Genomic DNA, 24,912 nt, shown 5'->3' with positions numbered 1-24,912 from the left:
GCCCAGGGCCCGTTCGATCAGCGCCTTCTTGAACGCCATCGACAGGTCCTGCACCGCCTCGGCGGTCATCGGGCCTTTGACGAATTGATCAACCAGCTCGGCGGGAATCGCCGGCAGTTCTCTCAGCGGTGTCTTTGTCTTGGTAGCCATACATGCTCCTTGAGCAACATGTTAGGCCTCAAACACAAAATTTATGACACTCCCGTCGCCGTGGCTGCGAGCGCCCACGATTGCGGTCCGGAGCCTTCGCTCCGGACTACCCTCTCGTCATCTTCGTTGTCGCCTTCGGCGACTGCCTTCAGATTCCCTCGGGCGCATCGAGGTTGCTCGCAACCACGGCGCCCGCGCCGCCGGGCTACGCGTGTCTGGGGTCGTTGCGCTACAAGAGCTGTGGTCAGGGAGNGATTCCCTCGGGCGCATCGAGGTTGCTCGCAACCACGGCGCCCGCGCCGCCGGGCTACGCGTGTCTGGGGTCGTTGCGCTACAAGAGCTGTGGTCAGGGAATGAAATCTGCGGGGACGCCGATTGCAGCCGCGCGGGCGGCAGCAATCGGCATATGGGTGTTTGGTCGTTGAGGGGGTGTTCGCTTTCGCGAATGCGGCGGGTGGTGTGCTAATGACGCCGTCAACAGGGGGAGGAGTGGTGATGGGCGGCGCGCGATGGCGGGCCGCTTGCTTCTGCAGATTCTCTCGCGCGCGCCGCCCATCGGGCGTTGGGGTTGAATTGACGATTGGCTGCGCTGCTTGCCGGCCGGTAGCTGACACTTCCCCGCGAGGCGAACTTGAGCTTAACCAGCGGCGGATTGGTGCCAGGCACTCGTTCGACGAGGTCTTATCCATGTGCTGAGGCACCCCGGCACCCATGGCCGAAGGAGGCGTGCGGANAGCTTAACCAGCGGCGGATTGGTGCCAGGCACTCGTTCGACGAGGTCTTATCCATGTGCTGAGGCACCCCGGCACCCATGGCCGAAGGAGGCGTGCGGATGCGTGAGATTTGGGTAAGAACCCGGATCGCACGCCGCCACACGCGAAGCGTCATCGGCACGACGCAAGACACCGCGTAAGCCCCAAAAGGCCGCCCGGGCGGCCGTTTTGGGGCGGGCACGCACGCCGCCACACGCGAAGCGTCATCGGCACGACGCAAGACACCGCGTAAGCCCCAAAAGGCCGCCCGGGCGGCCGTTTTGGGGCGGGCAGCGCAACCGAAATCTCCCGCACTCGCGCAGCGGCATCACCAACCGCAAGACACCACCAAAGCCCCCGAGGCCGCCCGCGCGGCCGACCAGGGGCGAGCAACGCGAGATCTTTCCCCGCCAGATCTTCCAACACCTCAAAAATCGCGGCAAGAACCCAGCCACAAAGCAGCCACACGCAAAGCGTCGTAGCCACGACGCAAGACACCACGTAAGCCCCCAAAGGCCGCCAGCGCGGCCGGCCGGGGGCGGGCACCGCAAGATATTCCTCTACCCCCCACCGTGGGCAAGAACCTAAAGAACCCAACTCGCCCCAGCGCCCGTAAAGCTGAAACCACCAGAGCCTGGCGTGGCGGGGGCCTGGGGGGTGCGGGGCGTCAGATGCGCCCGAGGGAATCTGAAGGAACGGCCGAAGGCCGTGACGAAGATGACGACGGGGAAGTCCGGAGCGAAGGCTCCGGACCGCAATCGCAGCCCCGCACCCCCCAGGCCCCCGCCACGCCAGGCGTCATAAAAACTCAGCCGACGCTAAAAACAACTTAACCCCCGCGACAACCAAAAATCAGCTCACCCCCCCAACACACACTCCAAAGCCTCCGGCCCACCCAACCGCACCCGAAACTCCCTCAACTCATCCCGCCGAAACACATGCACAGTCACCCGATCCCCCACCCGATACTGCCCCAGCAGCAGATCCAGCCCCGCCGGCGCATCCACCCTTAACCCGTCGATGGCGACCAGAACGTCGCCCGCGGACAGGCCGCCCTTATGTCCGGCCCCGCCTTCCAGCACCGTTGCCAGCATCAGTGAATCGCCCTGCTTGCGCGCGCGCACATCCAGCGACGGGATGTTGGCGGCCGTTTTCCATTTCAGCGACACACCGTGCGGCTCCAGCATCTGCGCCAGCGGCACATCCGCGGTGCCGTAGGCATGGCGTGCGATGAAGCGGCGCGTGTCCACGCCGGTGGCCTCGCGTATCAGCGCCGGCAGGCCGTCTTCCGGCAGGCCTTGCGGCTTGCCCCGGTAGAAATCGCGGCCATAGCGTTCCCACAGCAAGCGCATCACATCGTCCAGCGAACGCGCGCCCGACGTTTCCTGGCGGATCAGCAAATCCAGGCCCAGCGCCACCAGCGCGCCCTTGGTGTAATAGCTGACCAGCGCATTGGGCGAATTCTCGTCCTGCTTGTAATAGCGCGTCCACGCGTCGAACGAGCTTTCCGCGACCGACTGCTTGGCGCGGCCGGGCGTGCGCGCCACGTTCGTGATCGTCTTGGCCAGCAGGCGCAGGTAGTCGGCCTGAGTGATCGCGCCGGAGCGCAGCAGCAGCAGGTCGTCGTAGTAGGACGTAAAGCCCTCGAACACCCACAGCAGGCGCGTCAGGTCGGGCTGCGAAAGATCGTAGGGCGCAAAGGCGTCCGGCTTGATCCGCTTCACGTTCCAGGTATGGAAGTACTCATGGCTCACCAGGCCCAGAAAGCCCCGGTAGCCCTCGCCCTGGCCCTGCTGGCCCAGCACCGGCAGGTCCTTGCGCGCCGTCATCAGCGCCGTGCTGGCGCGATGCTCCAGCCCGCCGTAGCCGTCGCCCGTCACCATCGTCATGAAGACGTAGCGGTCGGTGCTGTCCAGGAACGGCGCGCGCTTCGTGCGCGGTTCGAAGAACGCGATCTGTGTCTCGCAGATCTTCTTCACGTCGTCGGTGATGCGCGCCAGATCCAGATTCGGCGCGACGCCGGTGAACACCAGTTCGTGCTCGGCCCCATGGGCGACGAAACGCGACACCTGCGGCGTGCCCATCTCGACGGGATGGTCGATCAGCGCGTCGTAGTCCGGCGCCAGGTACAGGCCGAAACCGTGGCGGCGGGCTGCGCCCTTGTGGCCCTGGGCTTCGGGCAGGCTGGTGTAGACCTTCCAGCCCTCGATGCCGCGCGGCGGCGCCAGGTCCACCAGGCAGGGCAGGTGGTCCTGGCCATGCACGCGCAGGAAAACGCTGGTGCCATTGAAGAAGCCGTGGGTTTCGTCCAGATGCGCGCCGCGCACCGACAGGTCCCAGGCATAGACCACGTACTCCACCCGCAGCGGACCGTCACAGGGCGCGGCCTGCCAGGTGTGGTTGTCGATTTTGTCGACATTCACCCGCCGCGGGCCGGCATGCGCGGACACCGATTCGATCTGGCGCGAAAAATCGCGGATCAGATAGCTGCCCGGAATCCAGGCCGGCAGGGACAGGCGCTGGCCTTCGGCGGAAGGCGAGTCGATCGTTAGGGTTATCCGGTAGCGGTGGCCGGCGGGGTCGTGGGGCGCAAGGCGGTAAAGTACGGGAGAAGCGGCATCTGGTTTTTTCATGCGCATATCTTATTACTGGAGACATTCAATGAGCGAGTCGTTTGTACTGGTCGAAACCCGGGGCCGTGTCGGCCTGCTGACGCTGAACCGCCCCAAGGCGCTCAACGCGCTGAACGATCAACTGATGGATGAGCTCGGCGCGGCGCTGCTGGCTTTCGAAGCGAACGCCGACATCGGCTGCGTGGTCATTACCGGCAGCGAAAAGGCCTTCGCCGCGGGCGCCGACATCGGCGCCATGAAAGACTGGTCGTACATGGACGTGTACGGCAGCGAATACATCACCCGCAACTGGGAAACGCTCAAGCGCATCCGCAAGCCCGTGATCGCCGCGGTCGCCGGCTATGCGCTGGGCGGCGGCTGCGAACTGGCCATGATGTGCGACATCATCATCGCCGCCGACACCGCCAAGTTTGGCCAGCCCGAAATCAAGCTGGGCGTCATCCCGGGCGCCGGCGGCACCCAGCGCCTGCCGCGCGCGGTGGGCAAGGCCAAGGCGATGGACCTGGCGCTGACCGCCCGCATGATGGGCGCCGAGGAAGCCGAACGCGCCGGCCTCGTGTCGCGCGTGGTGGCCGCCGACAAGCTCATGGAAGAGGCAATGGACGCCGCCACGGTGATCGCGTCCATGTCCCTGCCGTCAGCCATGATGGCCAAGGAATGCGTGAACCGCGCCTTCGAAGGTTCGCTCAACGAAGGCCTGCTGTTCGAGCGCCGCGTATTTCATTCGCTGTTCGCGACCGAGGACCAAAAGGAAGGGATGGCCGCTTTCACGGAAAAGCGCAAACCGGACTTTAAACACCGTTAAGGCTTGTTACGCCCGCGCGAACCGCGCTGGTAACTGCTGATTATCCTGGCGCGCCCTCTGTGGGCGCGCTTTTTTTCGTGCGGCGGCGGCCGGCCAGGGCGTTGCGCCTTGAAACGTCTGCCCAGCACCTTGTTGCAGACTTCTTCCCTATCCTGGATGAGCGTCATCCCGAGGTGCCGCGCCAGAGCGGCTTGCCCACACTGGCCAAGTCCCGCGCGGCGGCTCGCTTGCAAACAAAACCAAGAAGGAGCTTGCATGCGTACATTTATCGCTAACCGCCGGCTGTCCGCGGCGGCGCTTGCCGGCGCACTCAGCGTCTGCTTCGTCTCCGCCGCCCAGGCTCAATCGCCACGCCCCTCTCTGCGCCTGGTGTCCGAGACGCCTTACCCCTCCGCGCCGGCGCCCGCCGCGCGGATGAGCGAACAGGAATTGCGCGATACCGCTATCGACGCCTATGTCTACGCATATCCCATGGTCTTGATGGAGCTGGCGCGCCGCACGGCCACGGCGGTGCAAAGCCCGCTGGATGGCAAGGCGCCCGTGAACCAGTTCGGCCACAAGGCTGCCTTTCCCGACCCGCGCGCGGTCGAGACGCCGTGGCCCAGCGCCGACGCGCTTTACTCCAGCCTGTGGTTCGACGTCGCCAACGCGCCCCTGATCGTCAATCTGCCCGACACCGGCGGCCGCTACACCGTGTTGTCCGCGCTGGATATGTGGAGCGACGTGTTCGCGTCCCGCGGGACGCGCACCAATGGCAGCGGCGCGCAATCCTTCGCCATCGTCGGCCCCAATTGGCAGGGCAGTGTTCCGGCCGGCGTCGATGTGATCCGCAGTCCCACCTCCACGGGCTGGCTCATCGGCTGGACCCAGGCCGGTGGACCGCAGGACTACGCGGCGGTCAATCAGATCCAGTCCGGCATGACGGCGCGGCCGCTGGCCGTGCCGGTGGCGTCGTCGACACCCTACCGCAACCGCAACGCCGGCACGGTCTATCCGCAGACCGGAGCGGGTGTGGGTTCGCAACCGATCGGCAGCGGCCTGTCCATGCCCACCCCCACGCCGGCGGCGGTGCCCGACGGCACGCCGGCCGAGCAGGTCGCCGGCATGGACGCATCCGCCTTCTTCGCGGTGTTCTTCGATGTGCTGCGCAACAACCCGCCCCACGCCAACGACACCCCCATGCTTGACCGCATGCGCCGCATCGGCCTGGACGACAGACAGCCGTTCTCCTATGGCCGGCTGAGTCCGGCGGTGCAGCAGGCGTTGACCGACGCCCAGCCGCTGGCGGGCCGCCGCATCGCCGATGGCGTCTCGCGCCTGGGCACGCCCATCAATGGATGGAACACCGTGCTGACCGGCATCGGCACCTACGGCACGGACTACTCGCGCCGCGCCGCCATCGCCTATGCGGGCCTGGGCGCCCCGACGCCCGAAGACGTGCTGTATCCGGTCACCGTGTCCGATGCCAAGGGGCGCGCGCTGAATTCCAACGAGGATTACGTGCTGCACTTCGACAAGGGCCAGTTGCCGCCCACCAACGCGTTCTGGTCGCTGCATGTCTATAACGACAAGTACGGTTTCGCCGACAATCCGGCCAACCGCTACGTGGTGCGCAGCACCGACGGCCTGAAGTACAACGCAGACGGTTCGCTGGACATCTATATCCAGCGGCGCGATCCTGGCGAATCGAAGCGCGCGAACTGGGTGAGCACGCCGGCCGCCGATGGCCCGTTCCTGCTCAGCATGCGCCTGTACTGGCCGCAGGACACGGCGCTGGACGGGCAGTGGGCCCCCCCGCCGGTCAAGGAAGACTGACCTTTCATGGTCACGGCGCGCGGCCTTCCTGACGGGAGGCCGCGCTTTCTTCAGGCGGCGCTTGCGCAAAGCCCGAGCACGTCCGGCCATGACGCATTCACGTCCCCTTTTTTGCCCGGCGGCGGTGTTGTCGGCGCCTTACAAACACCCGAAAGTTCATTTGCTCGGGTAAAAAGAATCACGCTATACTCTGCGGGTTTGACGCTTGCGGGATAAGAACATGCGCCTAAAAAAGCGCGTCGGTTCTGGCGGGGGAAATTAGCGGGGAAGTTTGATGCAACAGAACTCCATGCAGCACGAGCAGAGTCTGGGCCAGGAATTGATGGATCCGGACATGTTGGATAAAGCCATGGTTGATAAGGTTCTGATTCTCAGTGACGCGGATCGCGCGGCGCTGGATGCTCAAGCTAGCCGCGGGCTCCTGTTGGCATTGGCGGCGCAAGGCGCCATGGGGCTCGCAGCAGCGGTAATTGCGGGGGTTGTCGGAGGGGCGGCGGCAGGTTGGTCGGCGCTGGCGGGGGCAGGAGCGTATTTCATACCCAATGCGTTGTTCGCATTGCGCCTGGCTTTCAGCGTACGGGCCGGTAAGGCCAGTCCCTTTACCTTTCTCTCTGGTGAGTTGTTCAAGTTGTTCGCAACGGCATTGCTGTTGGGGCTGCTTTCGCGTGTGGCGCAGGACTGGCTGGTTTGGCCTGCCGCGCTGCTCGGTCTGATACTCACATTGAAGGGCTATCTCCTGCTTCTGATGTTCCGCAAGTTGTCTTAGCGCCGAGTAAGTTGCGGCAAACGAAATCGTGGAATCGTCCGGCTCGCAAGGGCCGGGCATACAGCAAATAGGGTAGGATTCAAATGGCTGCTGCCAGCGACGTGTCGCCTCAGTCCGCGTATATTCAGCATCACTTGGTGCATCTGAACAGTACCGGCGAGAAACAGAGCGCTATTGCTCAGTTCGACATCATCAATTACGACTCGTTGTTCTGGTCCGGCCTGATGGGCCTGATCGTCATTTTCTTCCTGTGGCGCGCCGCGCGCCGCGCCACCAGTGGCGTCCCCACCCGTTTCCAGGCATTCGTGGAAATGATCGTCGACATGGTCGACGACCAGGCCAAGGGCATTGTCCACAACGCCAAGAGCCGTCTTTTCATCGCCCCGCTGGCGCTTACCGTGTTCCTCTGGATCATCCTGATGAACGCGCTGGACTTGCTGCCGGTTGACCTGCTGCCCTCGATCTGGCGCCTGACCGGCCTGGGCGCGGAACACGGCGATCCGCTCTATTACCACCGCATTCTTCCCACCGCCGACCTGAACGTGCCCATGGGCATGTCGCTGGGCGTGCTGCTGCTGATGTTCTACTACGGCATCAAGATCAAGCGGCCGGGTGGTTTCGTCAAGGAACTGTTCACCGCGCCGTTCCACGCGCATGGCCTTGCCGCCATCGTCCTGGCTCCGTTCAACCTGTTGCTGAACCTGATCGAATACGCCGCCAAGTCCGTTTCCCTGGGCATGCGGTTGTTCGGCAACATGTTCGCCGGCGAACTGCTGTTCATGCTGATCGCCCTGCTGGGCGGCGCCTGGACCGGCTTCAATGGCGCCAGCATCGGCCTGGGCATCGGCCACATCCTGGCCGGCTCCATCTGGGCGATCTTCCACATCCTGATCGTTCTGCTGCAGGCCTTCATCTTCATGATGCTGACGCTGGTGTATCTCGGCCAGGCTCACGAAGGCCACTGATCCCCCCGAATTTCCGGCGTTGGCCACCCGGCCAGCGCTGGATAGCAAGATTATCTTGCATTGAGCTGTACCTCTTATTTTTCAATTTTTGACTTCAGATTTCTAACCAAGGAGTTGTCATGACCAACGTCGCTTTCGTTGCCCTCGCATGCGGTCTTATCATCGGTCTGGGCGCTATCGGCGCTTGCATCGGCATCGCACTGATGGGCGGCAAGTATCTGGAAGCCTCGGCTCGTCAGCCTGAGCTGATGAACGCTCTGCAAACGAAGATGTTCCTGCTGGCTGGCCTGATCGACGCGGCATTCCTGATCGGCGTGGGTATTGCCATGCTGTTCGCCTTCGCCAACCCGTTCGTCGGATAAGGCACCGCCCGCCGGCAAATAGGTGGGTCATGACGCTGGCGGCGATGAGGGCAAACGCTCCGTCGCCGGTCAGCAAAGTATCGAGTGCTCCGTGACGCCCCTTTCCGGGTGCGGTCGGAGCCGCAAGGTGTTAAAGGAACGACCGTGAATCTGAACGCGACGATCATTTTCCAGATGCTCGTGTTCTTCGTTCTGGGCTGGTTCACGATGAAATTCGTGTGGCCTCCTCTGACGAAGGCGATGGACGAGCGCCGCCAAAAAATCGCCGACGGCCTTGCCGCCGCCGAGAAGGGCAAAGCCGACTTGGCTCAAGCCCAGGCGCGCGTCAGTCTGATCGAGGCTTCTGCCAAGTCCGAAAACCACGCACGCATCATCGAGGCCGAGAAGCAAGCCGCCTCCCTGATCGAGCAGGCACGCCGTGAAGCGGAAGCCGAACGCGCCCGTATCGTGGCGCAGGCTGCCCAGGATGCCGCGCAGGAAGTCCAGCGCGCCCGTGATGCGCTGCGCGACGATGTCGCCGCGCTGGCCGTCAAGGGTGCTGAACAGATCCTCAAGCGCGAGGTTGACGCCCGCGCTCACGCCGAGCTGCTGAACCAGCTCCGCGCGCAGCTTTAATCCGGGACCGTCATGGCTGAACTTTCCACTGTTGCCCGGCCCTACGCTGAAGCGCTCTTCAGCGCAGCGCGCGACGACAAAGCCGGCTTGCCGGCGTGGGCCGACCTGGTCAGCGAACTGGCGCAGGTCGCCTCCAACCCCGACGTGCGCGAGGCCATGGCCGACCCGCGTCTGGGTGACAAGCAGCGCGTCGACCTGTTTACCGGCCTGATCAAGGCCGATTTGCCGCAAGCCGCCCGCAATTTCATCGAGCTGCTGGTCGAAAACGACCGGCTGCTGCTGCTGCCCGACATCGCCTCGCAATTCACGGCGCTGCGGAATCGTCACGATGGCACGGCGCAGGCGGAAATCACCAGCGCGTTCGAGTTGAGCGATGCCCAGGTCAAAGAACTGGTCACCGCGCTCGAACAAAAATTCGGCCTCAAGCTCAAGCCCAGCGTTACCGTCGACCCGTCGTTGATCGGCGGCGTGCGCGTGGCCGTCGGCGACCAGGTGCTCGATACTTCCGTACAAGCCCAATTGGTCCGCATGCGCGATCAGCTCGCCGCTTAAGGCTACTAACAGGATTCCAGGAGTCAATATGCAACTCAATCCCTCCGAGATCAGCGAACTGCTCAAGAGCCGCATCGAGGGCCTGGGCGCTTCGGCTGATGTCCGTACTCAGGGCACCGTCGTGTCCGTGACCGACGGTATTACCCGCATCCACGGCCTGTCCGACGTGATGCAGGGCGAAATGCTCGAATTTCCCAACAACGTTTTCGGTCTGGCGCTCAACCTCGAGCGCGATTCCGTGGGCGCCGTTATTCTCGGTGACTACACCGGCGTTTCCGAAGGCGACCAGGTCAAGACGACCGGCCGCATCCTGGAAGTTCCGGTTGGTCCCGAACTGAAAGGCCGCGTGGTCAACACGCTGGGCGAGCCGATCGACGGCAAGGGCCCCATCAACGCCAAGGCTACCGACATCATCGAAAAAGTGGCGCCTGGCGTTATCGCCCGCCGCTCGGTGTCGCAGCCGCTGCAAACCGGCATCAAGGCTATCGACTCGATGGTCCCGATCGGCCGCGGCCAGCGCGAACTGATCATTGGCGACCGCCAGACCGGCAAGACCGCCGTGGCCGTCGACACGATCATCAGCCAGAAGGGCAAGGGCGTCACCTGCGTGTACGTCGCCATCGGCCAGAAGGCTTCCACGATCAACAACGTGGTGCGCAAGCTGGAAGAGCACGGCGCGATGGAATACACCATCGTCGTGGCCGCCACCGCTTCCGACTCGGCCGCCATGCAGTACCTGGCCGCCTACGCCGGCTGCACGATGGGCGAATACTTCCGCGATCGCGGCGAAGACGCCCTGATCGTCTATGACGACCTGACCAAGCAAGCCTGGGCCTACCGCCAGGTCTCGCTGCTGCTGCGTCGTCCGCCGGGCCGCGAAGCCTACCCGGGCGACGTGTTCTACCTGCACTCGCGCCTGCTGGAACGCGCAGCCCGCGTGAACGAAGACTACGTCGAGAAGTTCACCGACGGCGCCGTCAAGGGCAAGACCGGCTCGCTGACCGCGCTGCCGATCATCGAAACCCAGGCAGGCGACGTGTCGGCCTTCGTTCCGACCAACGTGATCTCGATCACCGACGGCCAGATTTTCCTGGAAACCGACCTGTTCAACGCCGGTGTCCGTCCCGCCATCAACGCCGGTATCTCGGTGTCGCGCGTGGGTGGCGCTGCCCAGACCAAGGTCGTCAAGAAGCTGTCCGGCGGTATCCGTACCGACTTGGCGCAGTACCGTGAATTGGCCGCCTTCGCGCAGTTCGCTTCCGACCTCGACGACGCAACCCGTCGCCAGCTCGAACGCGGCAAGCGCGTGGTGGAACTGCTCAAGCAGCCGCAATACCAGCCGCTGCAAGTGTGGGAACTGGCCGTCACGCTGTACACCGTCAACAACGGCTACCTGGATGACGTGGACGTTGCCCAAGTGCTGTCGTTCGAGAAGTCGCTGAAGGATCAACTGAAGGCCAAGCATGCGGCCCTGATCCAGCGCGTCGAAGACACCAAGGAACTGTCCAAGGACGACGAGGCCGAATTGGCCACCGCTGTCCAGGAATTCAAGAAGCACGGTGCTTTTTAAGAAAGTGATGGGTTAGGCGTCCGCGACGCCTCACCCATCCTTACCGGATGGTTGAGGCGCGAGCGGAACCCATCGGCCAGTCTTCACAGGAAAGCGCAATGCCCGGAATTAAGGAAATCCGAACCAAGATCAAGAGCGTGCAAAACACGCGCAAGATCACCAAGGCGATGGAAATGGTCGCCGCATCCAAGATGCGCAAGGCGCAGGAACGGATGCGTGCCGGCCGCCCGTACGCCACCAAGGTGCGCGAGATTGCTGCGCACCTGATGCAGGCCAACCCCGAGTACAGCCATCCGTACCTGGTCGAACGCGAAATCAAGGCGGTCGGCGTGGTCATGGTCACGACTGACAAGGGTTTGTGCGGCGGTTTGAATACCAACATCACTCGCGTGATGCTGGGCAAGCTGAAAGAGTTCGAAAAGAACGGCGTTGCCGTGCAAGCGACCGCTTTCGGCAGCAAGGGCGTGGGCGTTCTGACCCGTATCGGCGCCAAGCTGGTTTCCCAGGAAGTGCAACTGGGCGACAAGCCGCAACTCGACCGCCTGCTGGGCGCGATCAAGGTGCAGCTCGACGCCTATCTGGAAGGCCGCATCGATGCGCTGTACGTGGCGTCGACCCGCTTCGTCAACACGATGAAGCAGGAGCCGCTGTTCTTGCGCCTGCTGCCTCTGGCCAGCGGTTTGGACGATCCGTACCAGATGGGCGCCGATCGCCTGGCCAAGACCGCGGAAGTGAAGTCGGACTACAGCTGGGATTACATCTACGAACCCGACGCCCGTAGCGTGATCGACGACCTGCTGCAGCGTTACGTTGAAGGCCTGCTGTACCAAGCCGTGGCCGAGAACATGGCTTCGGAACAGTCGGCCCGGATGGTCGCCATGAAGGCGGCGTCGGACAACGCCAAGAAGGTCATCGGCGATCTGCAACTGGTCTACAACAAGACCCGTCAGGCCGCGATCACCAAAGAAATTTCGGAAATCGTAGGGGGCGCTGCCGCCGTTTAAGGCAGGCAGCATCCCGTCAAAAGCTATCAAGCAAGGAATCGACATGAGCAACGGAACCATCGTTCAGTGCATTGGCGCCGTGGTGGATATTCAGTTCCCCCGCGATCAGATGCCCAAGATCTATGAAGCGCTTACCCTGGCCGACGAGGGTTCCTCGTTCGCCGAAAAGGGCTTGACGCTGGAAGTGCAGCAACAGTTGGGCGACGGCGTGGTGCGTACCATTGCGCTGGGCTCCAGCGACGGTCTGCGCCGCGGCATGAAGGTCACCGGCACGGGCGCCGCGATCTCGGTGCCGGTCGGCACCGGCACGCTGGGCCGCATCATGGACGTGCTGGGTCGTCCCATCGACGAAGCCGGCCCCATCGTGCACGAAGAAAAGCGCGGCATCCACCAGGACGCTCCCCGTTTCGACGAACTGTCGCCTTCGGTGGAACTGCTGGAAACCGGCATCAAGGTTATTGACCTGGTGTGCCCGTTCGCCAAGGGCGGCAAGGTCGGCCTGTTCGGCGGCGCCGGCGTGGGCAAGACCGTCAACATGATGGAACTGATCAACAACATCGCCAAGCAGCACAGCGGCTTGTCGGTGTTTGCCGGCGTGGGTGAGCGTACCCGCGAAGGCAACGACTTCTACCACGAAATGGAAGAGTCGAACGTTCTGGACAAGGTTGCGATGGTGTTCGGTCAGATGAACGAACCCCCGGGCAACCGTCTGCGCGTGGCACTGACCGGTCTGACGATGGCCGAGAAGTTCCGCGACGAAGGCCGCGACATCCTGTTCTTCGTGGACAACATCTACCGCTACACGCTGGCCGGTACCGAAGTGTCCGCACTGCTGGGCCGTATGCCGTCCGCCGTGGGCTACCAGCCCACGCTGGCCGAAGAAATGGGCAAGCTGCAAGAGCGCATCACGTCGACCAAGACGGGCTCGATCACCTCGATCCAGGCCGTGTACGTCCCCGCGGATGACTTGACCGACCCGTCGCCTGCCACGACCTTCCAGCATTTGGACTCCACCGTCGTGCTGTCGCGTGACATCGCCGCCCTGGGTATCTACCCGGCCGTGGATCCGCTGGATTCGTCCAGCCGCCAGCTCGACCCGCAAGTCGTCGGCGAAGAGCACTACGCCGTTGCGCGTGGCGTGCAGCAAACGCTGCAGCGCTACAAGGAACTGCGCGACATCATCGCGATTCTGGGCATGGACGAACTGTCGCCCGACGACAAGCAGGCAGTGGCCCGCGCTCGCAAGATCCAGCGCTTCCTGTCGCAGCCGTTCCACGTGGCCGAAGTGTTCACCGGTTCGCCCGGCAAGTACGTCCCGCTGGCCGAAACCATCCGTGGTTTCAAGATGATCGTGGACGGCGAGTGCGATGCCCTGCCGGAACAGGCCTTCTACATGGTCGGTTCGATCGACGAGGCCTTCGAGAAGGCCAAGAAACTGCAATAAGGAACCGATATGGCTACCCTGCATGTGGATGTGGTCAGCGCAGAGGAAGCGATCTTCTCCGGTGAGGCGAAGTTCGTGGTTCTGCCTGGCGAAGCGGGTGAACTGGGCATCTTGCCCGGCCACACCCCGCTGATCTCGCGCATACGCCCCGGAACGGTCAAGATCGTTCGTGCCGACCAAGGCGAGGAAAACATCTTCGTCGCCGGGGGTATCCTGGAAGTGCAGCCGGGCAGCGTGACGGTCCTGGCCGACACGGCTATCCGTGCCGCCGACCTCGACGAAGCCCGCGCCCTGGAAGCGCGCCAGAAGGCCGAACAGGCCCTGGCGAACGCCAAGGACAAGGCTGACATCGCGGTTGTCGAAGCCGAACTCGCCATGCTGGCTGCGCAAGCCATCGCGGCGCGCAAGCTGCGCCAAGGCGGCCGCTCGCACTGAGCGGCAAGGCATTAGCCGGAGCTTGCTCCGGACTCGGAAAAAGCGGCCCTCGGGCCGCTTTTTTCATGCCCGCGTTTGCGTCCGCGTTTTCGCGCCCGCTCGCGCGCCCGGCCCCGCGACGGCGCAATGATGGCAACCGCATTGCGTTCACTACGAATAGCGAGGCGGGTTCTGCAACAGTAGCCTTCAGCTTTGGGATGCGAACGGAGAGGGCGCCGTGCGAGAACTGCTGGATTGCGGGGTGCTGCTGGCACCTGGCCACGAAAGGGCAATGGACGATTGGGTGGATGGCCATCAGGCCCGCCTGACGCGCGTGCGGCTGCACCCCGTGCTGCTCGGGCCCCGGCCGCACGCCAGCGGCGCGGACGCCTCGCCGCCGGCCCCGGATGCGCTCGTCCGGCTTGCCGTGGCGCTCAGGCGCTACGACGGCTGCATCCTGCCGGTGGCGCCGGGTTCGCTGGCCTGGGCGCGCATGGCCTTGCAGCAGGCCAGCCAGGCGCTGAGCACCCCCATCCTGCTCCTGATACACGACATGAAGGCGCCAGCCATTCTGGATCTGCTGAACCTGGGCGCGGCGGACTTCATCGCGGAACCCGTCTGCCTGGAAAGCATGCGCGTACGGCTGGATCGCCTGGCAAGGCCCGCCGCCTGGCGCGATGCCGGCCGCGCGGGCGGCGCGCAGCAAGGCAGCGTGCAGCAGGGCGGCGTGCAGGAACTGCCGGCAAGCTACCTGGGACCGCCAAGGGACGCGGGCGGGGCGCGTTTCCCCGTGCCGCCGCGCCCACGGGTATCGACCGACGTCGTGGAACAGGCATTGGCCAGCATGCGCCATCAGCACCGGCGGCTGGCGCAGGAATCCTTTCGGGCGGCCAAGGCGCAGGTGGTGGATGGGTTCGAACGCGAATACATCCGCCACGCCTTGTCGCGCCACGGCGGCAACGTCGCGCAGGCCGCGCGGGCCTGCGCCAAGCACCGCCGCGCCTTCTGGGCGCTGATGCGCAAGCACGGCATCGACGCCGCGCCCTATCGCCAGGCCGCGCAGGGACGGGACTTCTAGGCCCGGCGGCTTTCGCCACGTACCCGGACATGCCGCTTGCGCCGCCGCAAGCGGGGATGCGCCCGCACCGCCGCCTTGTCAGCCAGGGGAAGTAAACTCACGGCTTCCGATCATCGAGGATAGTCGTGTCCGCTCCCCGTTTGAAGAACGATGTGTTCTTGCGCGCCCTGCTGCGCGAACCCGTGCCTTACACCCCCATCTGGCTGATGCGCCAGGCGGGTCGCTATCTGCCCGAATACCGCGAGACGCGCGCGCGCGCCGGTTCCTTCATGGGCCTGGCGCAGAACCCGGACTACGCCTCGGAAGTCACGCTGCAGCCGCTGGAGCGCTTCGACCTCGACGCGGCCATTCTGTTCTCGGACATTCTGACCGTGCCCCACGCCATGGGCCTGGGCCTGGACTTCGCCGAAGGCGAAGGCCCGCGCTTTGCCCATCCGATCCGTACGGAGCAAGACGTCGCGCGCCTGGCGGTGCCCGACATGGACAAGCTGCGTTATGTCTTTGACGCGGTCGGCACGATCCGCCGCGATCTGGACGGCAAGGTGCCCCTGATCGGCTTCGCCGGCAGTCCCTGGACGATCGCCTGTTACATGGTGGAAGGCAAAGGCAGTGACGACTACCGCCTGATCAAGACCATGCTGTATGCGCGCCCCGACCTGCTGCACCGCATTCTCGAAATCAACGCCGAGGCCACGTTGCAGTACCTGAACGCGCAGATCGCCGCGGGCGCGCAGGCCGTCATGCTGTTCGACAGTTGGGGCGGCGTTCTGGCCGACGGGCTGTTCCAGCAGTTTTCGCTGGCGTACACGCGCAAGGTCGTCGCCGGGCTGACCCGTGAACACGAAGGCCGCCGCGTGCCGGTCATCGTGTTCACGAAAGGCGGCGGGCAATGGCTGGAAGACATCGCGGCTTGTGGCTGCGATGCCATGGGCCTGGACTGGACGGTGGACCTGGCGGCGGCCCGCCGCCGTACCGGGGACGCGGTGGCCTTCCAGGGCAACCTGGATCCGATGGCGCTGTTTGGCGGCGCGGACGCCATCCGCGCTGAAGCGCGGCGGGTGCTGGACGCCTTCGGGCCGGTGGGCAAGGGCGGCCATGTCTTCAATCTGGGACACGGAATTTCGCGCTTCACTCCGCCGGACGCCGTAGCCGAACTGGTCGATGAAGTTCACCAACACAGCCGGTCGCTGCGGGGATAAGTGAGTGAACGCTTCGGCTCCAAGGGCCGAAGCGGGCGGACCCGGCCGACGGACTTGTACACAATAAAATTCGGCTTGGGGGAAACCCTTTATAAGCTGGTTTACAATCTTGAAAGCCGCGCCAACCCATTGTTTTTAAAATGAAAAAGCAAGTTTTCAACAGAAATGCAATAGTTTGGGCATTCTTGCCATATTCCATTTTCTGATGTTGCTCCCGCCTTTTCCCCAAAGTTATCCACAGGCTCGGATCTCTCGGCGGTGCATCCTGGCGCCACATTCCCGCGCAGGCCGGACCTGCGGCGTCTCATCCTTTCAGCTAGGCATTTTCCCTTACATGCTCCGTCCGAACCCCCATGTCTGACACGCAGGCGAATTCGAATCCGGCCGAGGTCTGCTGGGTGCGCGTCGCGTTGGACGTGCCGCTGCCCGGACCCTTCGATTACCGGAGCGATACGCCGATCACGGCGGGCCTGCGGGTCATCGTTCCGTTCGGCCGGCGCAAGATGATCGGGGTGGTGGTGGACAACCCGGCCGAACCCTCATTCGACCCCAAGCAGATCCGGCCCATCGAAGAAGTGCTGGATGACCTGCCGCCGCTGACCGAAGACTGGCTGCGGATGGCGCGGTTTGCCGCGGACTACTACCAGCGGCCCCTGGGTGAAGTGATGCTGCCAACGCTGCCGCCGCCCCTGCGCAAGCCCACGGCGTACCAGGGCAAGCGTTCCGCGGGCGGTCCGGTGGCGCGGCTGGACGGGCGCAAGCGCAAGACCGTCCGCGCGCGGGCCGCCGCCGACCAGCCGCCCGAGCTGAACGACGCCCAGCGCACCGCGGTGGACACCATCGGCGCGCTGACCGGGTTCAAGCCTGTCCTGCTGCATGGGGTGACGGGCAGCGGCAAGACCGAGGTGTACCTGCGGGCCGCCGAACAGGTGTTGGCGGCCGGCCGCCAGGTGCTGCTGATGGTCCCCGAAATCAACCTGACGCCGCAGCTCGAGGGCGCGTTGCGCGCCCGCCTGGAGGCCCTGGTGGGCCCCGAAGGGCTCGCCGTCATGCACAGCGGCCTGTCCGACGGCGAACGCGTGCAGGCCTGGGCCCGCGCCCAGCGCGGCGAGGCCCGCATGCTGCTGGGCACGCGCATGTCCATCTTCGCGCCCCTGAGCAAACTGGGCCTGATCGTGGTGGACGAGGAACACGATGCGTCCTACAAGCAGCAGGACGGCCTGCGCTATTCGGCGCGCGACCTCGCGGTGTGGCGCGCGCACGACCTGAACATCCCGGTCGTGCTCGGATCGGCCACGCCGTCGCTGGAAACCTGGCAGCACGCCGAGCGCGGCCGCTACCTGCGCCTGACCCTGCCGGGCCGGGCGCGGTCCAGTACGCTGCCGTCGATGCGGCTGGTCGACACCCGCCGGCTGCAGATGAAGCATGGCATGTCGCCGCAACTGCTCGAGGCCATCGGCCAGCGGCTGGAACGCAAGGAACAGTCGCTGATCTTCCTGAACCGGCGCGGCTATTCGCCGGTGCTGCACTGCCAGTCCTGCGCCTGGGTCAGCAACTGCCCGCGCTGTACCGCCTTTACCGTGCTGCATCGCACCGACGGACGCGGCCATCGCCTGCAGTGCCACCATTGCGGCTACCAGGCCCCCGTGCCGCGCGCCTGCCCCGAGTGCGGCGACCAGGATCTGGCGCCCATGGGGCGCGGCACGCAGCGCGTGGAAGAGCATCTGGCCGAGCTGTTCCCCGAGGCGCGCATCCTGCGCATCGATGCCGACAGCACGCGCAAGAAGGGCAGCGCCGAGGCGCTGTTCGCGTCCGTGCACGCGGGCGAGGTCGACATCCTGGTGGGCACCCAGATGGTGGCCAAGGGTCACGACTTCGCGCGCCTGGGCCTGGTGGGCGTGCTGAACGCCGACTCCATGCTCTTCGCGCACGACTTCCGCGCGCCCGAACGCCTGTTCGCGCAGTTGATGCAGGTGGCGGGCCGCGCCGGCCGCCACCAGGGCAACGGCGAGGTGCTGATCCAGACCGGCTACCCCGAGCAGCCGGTGTATCAGGCCCTGCTGCGGCACGATTACGCCGGATTCGCGCGCCATGCGCTGCACGAACGCGAAAGCACCGGCCTGCCGCCCTTTGTGTATCAGGCGCTGCTGACCGCCGAAGCGCGCGAGCTCAAGGTCGCGCAGGCCTTTCTGGAGCGGGCCCGCGTGTTGCCGGAAGGCGAGTGGGCGGCCGATTTCCCTGGCCTGAACGCGATCATGCTGTATGACCCGGTGCCCCTGCGCGTGGTGCGCGTGGCCAACATCGAGCGCGCCCAACTGCTGGTGGAAAGCAGCAGCCGTCCGGCGCTGCAGGCGTTCCTGGCGTCCTGGTCGCACCATCTGCCGTATCTGGCCAACGAAGCCCGCGTACGCTGGCAACTCGAAGTCGATCCGCTGGAAATCTGACGGCGGCGCATGCCGATGCGCCATCGATCCGATTGTTCTATGATCTTCTTCCTCTATCGCGCCGGCGCGGCAGGCCCGTTTTGGCGGCCGCGCCCGTCCCCATTTTCTCGCGTATTTCCGGCCCGCCGCTGGCGGCCGCAAGCCCCGTGCTTGCCGGCCGCATCGGCATCGCGGCCAGCGCGATGCATGACTCTCTGACGCCAATGTCCGCAAGCCAAACGATCGCCCTAGGCATGAATCCCGCTCAACGGGAAGCGACGCTTTACCTGGACGGCCCTTGCCTGGTGCTGGCCGGCGCCGGCAGCGGCAAGACGCGCGTGATCACGCAGAAGATCGCGTATCTGCTGCGCGAATGCGGCTACATGGGCCGCAACGTGGTGGCGCTGACCTTCACCAACAAGGCCGCCCGAGAGATGGACGAGCGCGTGAAGACCCTGGTCGACCGCAAGCTGTCCAAGGGCCTGATCATCAGCACCTTCCATTCGCTGGGCGTGAAGATGCTGCGCGAAGAGGCGCGCAATGCCGGCCTGAAGCCCACGTTCTCGATTCTGGACGCCGACGACGCCATGGCGATCATCCAGGAACTGCTGGCCACCACCGACAAGGCCCGCCTGCGGCACGTGCAAGGCATCATCTCGCTCTGGAAGAACGGGCTGGTGGAACCGGATGACGCCGCCCGCGAAGCCGTCACGCCGGGCGACATCGAGGCCGCGAATATCTACCGCAGCTATGCCGCCACGCTGGCCGCCTATCAGGCCGTGGACTTCGACGACCTGATCCGCATCCCCGCGCAACTGCTGGCCAGCAACGAGGACGTCCGCACCCGCTGGCAGAACCGCGTGCGCTATCTGCTGGTGGACGAATACCAGGACACCAACGTGTGCCAGTACCGGCTGGTGCAATTGCTGACGGGGACGCGCGCCATGTTCACGGCGGTGGGCGACGACGATCAGGCCATTTATGCCTGGCGCGGCGCCACCATCGAGAACCTGGCCAAGCTGACCACCGACTATCCCAACATCAAGCTGATCAAGCTGGAACAGAACTACCGTTCCGTACAGCGCATCCTGGCCGCCGCCAACCAGGTGATCGAGAAGAATCCCAAGCTGTTCGAAAAAAAGCTGTGGTCGGATCTGGGCGTGGGCGAACCCATCCTGGTGTCGGCCATGGACGGCGAAGAACAAGAGGCGGAATCCATCGCCATGAAGGTGTCGGCCTCGCGCTTCGAGCGCCAGGCGCAATGGAAGGACTTCGCCATCCTGTACCGCAGTAATCATCAGTCGCGCATCCTGGAGCAGGCGCTGCGCAACCTGAAGATTCCGTACACGATCTCCGGCGGCCAAAGCTTCTTCGACAAGGCCGAGGTGCGCGACATCCTGGCCTACCTGCGCGTCCTGGCCAACGACGATGACGATCCCGCGTTCATCCGCGCGGCCACCACGCCCAAGCGCGGCATCGGCCAGACCACCTTGCAGGCGCTGGGCCAGTACGCCGCCAGCCGCGAGATCTCTTTGCTGGCCGCGGTGGCGGAAACCGGGCTGGAAACGCAGATGGCGCCCCGCCAGCTCGAACAGCTTCGCACCTTCGCGGAGTTCATCCGCCGCATGCAATGGCGCGCGGGGCGGGGGGCGGCATCGGGCAAGGACGCGGCGCCCGCCGAGCCCGCGGGCGCGATCCTGGACGACCTGCTCGAAGCCATTCAATACGAACGCCACCTGTTCGAGCTGTTCGAGGAGCGGCCCGCGCAGACCCGCTGGCAGAACGTGCTGGAACTGACGGGCTGGCTCAAGCGCAAGGCCGAAGAAGACAACATGACGCTTTTCGACCTCGTGCAGCACGTGGCGCTGGTCACCATGCTCGAGCGCGGCGAGGAAGACGAGCCCGACGCGGTGAAGATGTCCACCCTGCATGCCTCCAAGGGGCTGGAGTACCCGCACGTCTACCTGGCGGGCGTGGAAGAGGGGCTGCTTCCTCACCTGGGCAAGGACGACGAGGTCGGCGACCCGGCGCGCGCGGCCGAAAACCTGGCCACGCGCATCCAGGAAGAGCGCCGTCTGATGTACGTGGGCATCACGCGTGCCCAGCGCAGTCTCAACCTGAGCTGGTGCAAGCGGCGCCGCCGCGCGCGCGAAGACCTGGTGCGCGAACCGTCGCGCTTCATCGAGGAGATGGGGCTGGGCGACGTGCGCGTGCAGGAAGACGAGGCTACGGCCGCCATGAATCCCAAGGAACGCATGGCCATGCTGAAGGCGCTGCTGAAGAAGTAGCGGCCACGCCGCCTGCGCGATGGTTCCGCCCGCCCAGTGGCGGCGTGCTTCGGGGGGCCGGGAGCCGCGCTGGCGGGACCGCGCTTGTGGAACATTACAGCTCGCTCCTACACTGGTCAGGTCCAGAACGAAGGAGCGCATCATGTGTCGCTGGCTGGCTTACACCGGTAGTCCCCTGCAGATGGAGAGCGTGCTGTTCAAGGCCAAGCACTCCCTGATCGACCAGAGCCTGCATTCGCGGCTGGGCGCCACGACCACGAACGGGGACGGATTCGGCCTGGGCTGGTACGGCCCCACGCCGGCCGCCCGTTCCACGGATGGCCGGCCCGCCGAGCCCCGGCCCCCGGAGCCTCCGTTCCGCTACCGCAGCGTGCATCCCGCCTGGAACGACCGCAACCTGCGCGAGGCGGCGCGCGCCATCCATGCGCCCCTTTTCGTGGCACACATCCGCGCGGCCACCGACACGCCCGCGCAGGAAACCAACTGCCATCCGTTCCGGCACGGACAATGGCTGTTCGTGCACAACGGGCTGATCCGCGACTATCCGCTGCTCAGGCGCGACCTGATGCTGATGATCGCGCCCGCGTATTTCGGGTCGCTGGAAGGCTCCACGGATTCCGAAGTAATGTTCCTGCTGGCCCTGACCTTCGGCCTGGACGAGGATCCGCTCACCGCGCTTGCCCGCATGGTGGGCGCGGTCGAAGAGGCCGGCCGGCGCCACGGGGTGGCGCAGCCCATCAACATGACGGTCTGCGCGCTGGACGGCAAGCGCCTGATTGCGGTGCGCTATTCCAGCGAAGGCGATTCGCGCACCCTGTTCCACAACACCTGCGTGCGCCATCTGCGCGAGCTCTACCCCGACAATCCCCAGGTCGCCGCACTGGACGATGACGCCTTCCTGCTCCTGTCGGAGCCGCTCTCCGAGGTGCCCGGCGCCTGGGAAGAGGTGCCCGAGGCCACCGCCATCATCGCCGGACGGGGCGACGTGAATCACTATCCGTTCGCGCCAATTCCCCCAGGCGCCTGAATCGCCGGTAATTCTTGTAAATAAGGGTTACCAAGCACGTATTCCTCATATAAGGGAGAATACGGATCGCATGACTTTGCGACGTCCTGGGCCGCGAAAGCACCCTAACTCAATAAGGAAGTTGCATGACAGATAGCCGAACCCCGCAGGCCTCGGATGCATTAGCGGTGTTTACGCGCACGGGGAGCTCCCCGGATTGCTTTGAATTGCATGAAAACGGCGTTGTCAGCCACCAAGGCGACGCCCGCAGCTACACCGCATTCTCGGATATCCAGGACCTGTGCCTTTTCGCCGCCGGACCCGATGCGGCCTCTGGCCCGGTCGACAGCCTGGCCTATCGCACCCGTCCCGACAATGCCTGGACCGTCGCGTCCGGCCTCAACGAATTCAGCAAGTTCATGGACGCGTTCCGCTCGAACTATGTCGCGCGGCGCCTGCCCGTACTGGACGCACTGACCGCCGAAGGCGAGCGCGTCACGTTCCGCTACATCGTGGACGGCGATTTTCCGGACCTGGAAACGCGCGAGCTGTCCCTGTCGGCCCAAGGTCTGCACATCGGCGCCGCCACGTGGCCGTTCGAGTCGCTTCAGCGCATCGACCTCAATGACTGGACCGAAACGGTCAGCCTGCGTGACGACAGCGGCAAGATGGTCTTCTCGAGCCTTGCCACGCGCATCCTCAGCTCCGACCTGTTCGTGAACCTGGTTTACGACCAGCTCGGCCAGACCGCGGAATACGCCTGACGCGGGATCGCCCCGCTGGCGGCGCGCACGGAGCGCGTGCCGCGCCAAGTAGTAAATGGCCGCTGCAAGACCTTCGGGCTTTGGCGCCCGATCGTCCGACTTCCGGACGTCGGTTCAGCGCGGCCATTTTTCAGTCAATGCCCGGCGTGTAGCGCGGGGTTCAAGGTGCCCCACGCGGCCGTGCGGACCAGCGTCTCCACCGCGCCGGTCTGGGAGTTGCGGCGGAACAGCAGCCCATGCTGGCCGGCCAGCGACACCGCCTTCACCACGGCGCCTTCCGGCGTCAGCACCCGCGTGCCGGCGGTGATGTAGCAGCCCGCCTCCACCACGCAGTCATCGCCCAGCGAAATGCCCAGGCCCGAATTGGCGCCCAGCAGGCAGCGCTTGCCGATGGAGACCACCTGCTTGCCGCCGCCCGACATGGTGCCCATGATGGACGCGCCGCCGCCGATGTCGGTGCCGTCGTCGACGGTCATGCCCGCGCTGATGCGGCCTTCGACCATCGACGCGCCCAGCGTGCCAGCATTGAAATTGCAGAACCCTTCATGCAGCACGGTGGTGCCGGGCGACAGATGCGCGCCCAGCCGCACGCGGGCCGTATCGGCGATCCGCACGCCGGCGGGCACGACGTAATCGGTCATGCGGGGAATCTTGTCCACGCCGCGGATCTCCAGGACCTGCCCCGTCGCGCGCAACTGCCAGCGCAGCGCATCCACCTGATCCACCGCGCACGGTCCGGCCGACGTCCATGCCACGTTGGACAGCACGTTGAACAGGCCGTCCAGATTGGCGCCGTGCGGACGGATCAGCCGATGGCTGAGCAGATGCAGGCGCAGATAGGCGTCGTGGGCGTCGACGGGCGGCTCGTCCAGCGACGAGATGGCGGTGCGCACCGCAACGATATCGACCTTGCGGCGGGTGTCCCGGACCAGCGAGGTGGCAACGTGTTCACCGAGCGCGGCGCGGGCTTCTTCCGGGGTCAGATGGCGCGTGCCGGTGGCGGGGGCGTTGTCGGCCAGCGAGGGGCGCGGATACCAGGTGTCGAGGACGGCACCGTCGGCGGCGATGGTGGCCAGGCCGTAGGCGATGGCGCTGGTGGGGGTGTCGGACATGGTGATTTGGCGGGCGGGATTTTGGGTGGGGGACATTCTAGGCGAATGTGTTGTGGGAGTGGGGGTATTACGTTTGTGCGGTTCTGGTGTTACGTTAGTGGTTTTCTTGGGCGGCTTGCGGCTTGCGGCGGGTGGCAGGTTGCTTTGCGGGAGTTGGTGCTTTGTAGGTTCTGGCAGTTCGTAGGTTTTGGTGCTTCGTGGTGTCAGTGCTTCGTAGGTACCTGTCCAAGATCTTCGTAGGTACCTGTCCAAGATCTTCGTAGGTCGCCCGACGTCGCGGTCGCCGTGGCTGCGAGCGCCCACGATTGCGGTCCGGAGCGTTCGCTCCGGACTGCCCCGTCGTCATCCTCGTCCAGGCCTTCGGCCTTCCCTTCGGATTCCCTCGGGCGCATCGAGGTTGCTCGCAACCACGGCGCCCGCGCCGCCGGGCTACGCTACGAGGTTCTTGGTTTGTTGCGCTACAAGAGCTGTGGTCAGGGAATGAAATCTGCGGGGACGCCGATTGCAGCCGCGCGGGCGGCAGCAATCGGCATACGGCATTGGGTCGTCGAGGGGGTGTTCGCTTTCGCGAATGCGGTGGGCGGTTTGCTAAGGGTGCTCGCCGTTGGGGGAGGGGCGGTGATGGGCGGCGCGCGATGGCGAGCCGCCTGCTTCTGCAAATTCTCTCGCGCGCCGCCCATCGGGCGTTGGGGTTGAATTGACGATTGGCTGCGCTGCTTGCCGGCCGGTAGCTGACACTTCCCCGCGAGGCGAACTCGAGCTTAACCAGCGGCGGATTGGTGCCAGGCACTCGTTCGACGAGGTCTTATCCATGTGCTGAGGCACCCCGGCACCCATGGCCGAAGGAGGCGTGCGGANAGCTTAACCAGCGGCGGATTGGTGCCAGGCACTCGTTCGACGAGGTCTTATCCATGTGCTGAGGCACCCCGGCACCCATGGCCGAAGGAGGCGTGCGGACGCGTGAGATTTGGGTAAGAACCCGGATCGCAGGGAGTGTCAGTATTTTTGTGTTTGAGGCAGTAAAAGCCTGATCGTTGTTTGGATCAGGCCTATTGATGCTATCTCAGCGATACGGGTCAGTGAAGCGCTCTGCATAAATCACGGCGAACTGATTCATAGCGGCCTTCCAGTCGTGTGTGGCGCTGCCCCAGGCCCCAGTGATGTTGCGTAGGACCAGCCACAGCAGCTTGGTGGC

General features: G+C 64.9%; 19 protein-coding genes and 2 pseudogenes. 17 read left to right on the top strand and 4 right to left on the bottom strand.

Annotation, left to right across the window (positions count from 1 at the left end):
* Together ASE30_RS15795 and ASE30_RS15790 are read right to left on the bottom strand one after the other, a co-directional pair.
* Positions 1-150 (bottom strand): annotated as a pseudogene (locus ASE30_RS15795) (IS256 family transposase); the annotation flags it as partial.
* Positions 151-1,759: 1,609 nt separating this feature from the next.
* Complete coding sequence (locus ASE30_RS15790; RefSeq protein WP_156407670.1) at positions 1,760-3,535, bottom strand: M61 family metallopeptidase; 1,776 nt, start codon at positions 3,533-3,535, stop codon at positions 1,760-1,762.
* Positions 3,536-3,563: 28 nt separating this feature from the next.
* Between ASE30_RS15790 and ASE30_RS15785 the strand changes: the two genes are divergently transcribed.
* The 17 genes from ASE30_RS15785 to ASE30_RS15705 all read left to right on the top strand — a co-directional run bounded on the left by ASE30_RS15785 (position 3,564) and on the right by ASE30_RS15705 (position 22,605).
* Positions 3,564-4,340 (top strand): enoyl-CoA hydratase, encoded by a 777-nt coding sequence (locus ASE30_RS15785; RefSeq protein WP_057285246.1) that lies wholly within the window; start codon positions 3,564-3,566, stop codon positions 4,338-4,340.
* Positions 4,341-4,595: 255 nt separating this feature from the next.
* Complete coding sequence (locus ASE30_RS15780; protein ID WP_057285245.1) at positions 4,596-6,155, top strand: DUF1254 domain-containing protein; 1,560 nt, start codon at positions 4,596-4,598, stop codon at positions 6,153-6,155.
* Positions 6,156-6,489: 334 nt separating this feature from the next.
* A complete protein-coding gene (locus tag ASE30_RS15775; protein WP_057285250.1) occupies positions 6,490-6,921 on the top strand; it encodes an ATP synthase subunit I in 432 nt (143 codons plus the stop codon).
* 83 nt (positions 6,922-7,004) lie between these two features.
* Positions 7,005-7,886 (top strand): F0F1 ATP synthase subunit A, encoded by an 882-nt coding sequence (atpB, locus tag ASE30_RS15770; protein ID WP_057285244.1) that lies wholly within the window; start codon positions 7,005-7,007, stop codon positions 7,884-7,886.
* A gap of 119 nt (positions 7,887-8,005) precedes the next feature.
* The gene (gene atpE / locus ASE30_RS15765; protein WP_003815363.1) at positions 8,006-8,248 is read left to right on the top strand and encodes a F0F1 ATP synthase subunit C; all 243 of its coding nucleotides are present in this window, start codon (positions 8,006-8,008) and stop codon (positions 8,246-8,248) included.
* Positions 8,249-8,392: 144 nt separating this feature from the next.
* The gene (locus ASE30_RS15760) at positions 8,393-8,863 is read left to right on the top strand and encodes a F0F1 ATP synthase subunit B (RefSeq protein WP_039882659.1); all 471 of its coding nucleotides are present in this window, start codon (positions 8,393-8,395) and stop codon (positions 8,861-8,863) included.
* 12 nt (positions 8,864-8,875) lie between these two features.
* A complete protein-coding gene (locus ASE30_RS15755) occupies positions 8,876-9,415 on the top strand; it encodes a F0F1 ATP synthase subunit delta (RefSeq protein WP_057285243.1) in 540 nt (179 codons plus the stop codon).
* Between the two features lie 28 nt (positions 9,416-9,443).
* Positions 9,444-10,985 (top strand): F0F1 ATP synthase subunit alpha, encoded by a 1,542-nt coding sequence (gene atpA, locus ASE30_RS15750; protein WP_057285242.1) that lies wholly within the window; start codon positions 9,444-9,446, stop codon positions 10,983-10,985.
* A gap of 98 nt (positions 10,986-11,083) precedes the next feature.
* The gene (atpG, locus tag ASE30_RS15745; protein WP_057285241.1) at positions 11,084-11,989 is read left to right on the top strand and encodes a F0F1 ATP synthase subunit gamma; all 906 of its coding nucleotides are present in this window, start codon (positions 11,084-11,086) and stop codon (positions 11,987-11,989) included.
* Positions 11,990-12,032: 43 nt separating this feature from the next.
* Complete coding sequence (atpD, locus tag ASE30_RS15740) at positions 12,033-13,433, top strand: F0F1 ATP synthase subunit beta (protein WP_057285240.1); 1,401 nt, start codon at positions 12,033-12,035, stop codon at positions 13,431-13,433.
* Between the two features lie 9 nt (positions 13,434-13,442).
* Positions 13,443-13,868: a F0F1 ATP synthase subunit epsilon gene (locus ASE30_RS15735; protein WP_013391134.1), complete on the top strand. Its 426-nt coding sequence runs from the start codon at positions 13,443-13,445 to the stop codon at positions 13,866-13,868.
* Positions 13,869-14,085: 217 nt separating this feature from the next.
* Entirely contained in the window at positions 14,086-14,925 is an 840-nt protein-coding gene (locus ASE30_RS15730; RefSeq protein WP_235515272.1) for a helix-turn-helix domain-containing protein, read from the top strand.
* 125 nt (positions 14,926-15,050) lie between these two features.
* Positions 15,051-16,124 carry a uroporphyrinogen decarboxylase gene (hemE, locus tag ASE30_RS15725; protein ID WP_057285239.1) on the top strand — a complete coding sequence of 358 codons (1,074 nt, stop codon included), beginning with the start codon at positions 15,051-15,053 and terminating at the stop codon, positions 16,122-16,124.
* A 353-nt stretch (positions 16,125-16,477) separates the two neighbouring features.
* On the top strand, positions 16,478-18,568 hold the full coding sequence (locus ASE30_RS15720; RefSeq protein ID WP_057285238.1) for a primosomal protein N': 2,091 nt from the start codon (positions 16,478-16,480) through the stop codon (positions 18,566-18,568).
* 203 nt (positions 18,569-18,771) lie between these two features.
* Positions 18,772-20,835, top strand: a complete 2,064-nt coding sequence (locus ASE30_RS15715) for a UvrD-helicase domain-containing protein (protein ID WP_057285248.1) — start codon at positions 18,772-18,774, stop codon at positions 20,833-20,835.
* 142 nt (positions 20,836-20,977) lie between these two features.
* Positions 20,978-21,862, top strand: a complete 885-nt coding sequence (locus ASE30_RS15710) for a class II glutamine amidotransferase (protein WP_057285237.1) — start codon at positions 20,978-20,980, stop codon at positions 21,860-21,862.
* A gap of 125 nt (positions 21,863-21,987) precedes the next feature.
* A complete protein-coding gene (locus tag ASE30_RS15705) occupies positions 21,988-22,605 on the top strand; it encodes a hypothetical protein (protein WP_057285236.1) in 618 nt (205 codons plus the stop codon).
* Between the two features lie 134 nt (positions 22,606-22,739).
* Here the strand turns inward: ASE30_RS15705 and dapD are convergent, their stop codons facing one another.
* Both dapD and ASE30_RS28995 read right to left on the bottom strand, forming a co-directional pair.
* On the bottom strand, positions 22,740-23,717 hold the full coding sequence (gene dapD, locus ASE30_RS15700; protein ID WP_057285235.1) for a 2,3,4,5-tetrahydropyridine-2,6-dicarboxylate N-succinyltransferase: 978 nt from the start codon (positions 23,715-23,717) through the stop codon (positions 22,740-22,742).
* Positions 23,718-24,780: 1,063 nt separating this feature from the next.
* Positions 24,781-24,912, bottom strand: a pseudogene (locus ASE30_RS28995) (IS256 family transposase); the annotation flags it as partial.

The organism is Achromobacter sp. Root83, from assembly GCF_001428845.1.
GTDB lineage: Bacteria > Pseudomonadota > Gammaproteobacteria > Burkholderiales > Burkholderiaceae_B > Achromobacter.
Note: the sequence above shows the minus strand (reverse complement) of the source record. Positions and strands in the feature narration are given on the sequence as shown.

Excerpts from the sequence above, each read along its gene's own strand:
- ASE30_RS15780 (WP_057285245.1), top strand. The coding sequence starts at position 4,596 with ATGCGTACATTTATCGCTAACCGCCGGCTGTCCGCGGCGGCGCTTGCC.
- dapD (WP_057285235.1), bottom strand. The coding sequence starts at position 23,717 with ATGTCCGACACCCCCACCAGCGCCATCGCCTACGGCCTGGCCACCATC.
- ASE30_RS15790 (WP_156407670.1), bottom strand. The coding sequence starts at position 3,535 with ATGAAAAAACCAGATGCCGCTTCTCCCGTACTTTACCGCCTTGCGCCC.
- atpA (WP_057285242.1), top strand. The coding sequence starts at position 9,444 with ATGCAACTCAATCCCTCCGAGATCAGCGAACTGCTCAAGAGCCGCATC.
- ASE30_RS15710 (WP_057285237.1), top strand. The coding sequence starts at position 20,978 with ATGTGTCGCTGGCTGGCTTACACCGGTAGTCCCCTGCAGATGGAGAGC.
- atpB (WP_057285244.1), top strand. The coding sequence starts at position 7,005 with ATGGCTGCTGCCAGCGACGTGTCGCCTCAGTCCGCGTATATTCAGCAT.
- atpG (WP_057285241.1), top strand. The coding sequence starts at position 11,084 with ATGCCCGGAATTAAGGAAATCCGAACCAAGATCAAGAGCGTGCAAAAC.
- atpD (WP_057285240.1), top strand. The coding sequence starts at position 12,033 with ATGAGCAACGGAACCATCGTTCAGTGCATTGGCGCCGTGGTGGATATT.
- ASE30_RS15775 (WP_057285250.1), top strand. The coding sequence starts at position 6,490 with ATGTTGGATAAAGCCATGGTTGATAAGGTTCTGATTCTCAGTGACGCG.
- atpE (WP_003815363.1), top strand. The coding sequence starts at position 8,006 with ATGACCAACGTCGCTTTCGTTGCCCTCGCATGCGGTCTTATCATCGGT.
- ASE30_RS15720 (WP_057285238.1), top strand. The coding sequence starts at position 16,478 with ATGTCTGACACGCAGGCGAATTCGAATCCGGCCGAGGTCTGCTGGGTG.
- ASE30_RS15735 (WP_013391134.1), top strand. The coding sequence starts at position 13,443 with ATGGCTACCCTGCATGTGGATGTGGTCAGCGCAGAGGAAGCGATCTTC.
- ASE30_RS15715 (WP_057285248.1), top strand. The coding sequence starts at position 18,772 with ATGTCCGCAAGCCAAACGATCGCCCTAGGCATGAATCCCGCTCAACGG.
- ASE30_RS15705 (WP_057285236.1), top strand. The coding sequence starts at position 21,988 with ATGACAGATAGCCGAACCCCGCAGGCCTCGGATGCATTAGCGGTGTTT.
- ASE30_RS15785 (WP_057285246.1), top strand. The coding sequence starts at position 3,564 with ATGAGCGAGTCGTTTGTACTGGTCGAAACCCGGGGCCGTGTCGGCCTG.
- ASE30_RS15755 (WP_057285243.1), top strand. The coding sequence starts at position 8,876 with ATGGCTGAACTTTCCACTGTTGCCCGGCCCTACGCTGAAGCGCTCTTC.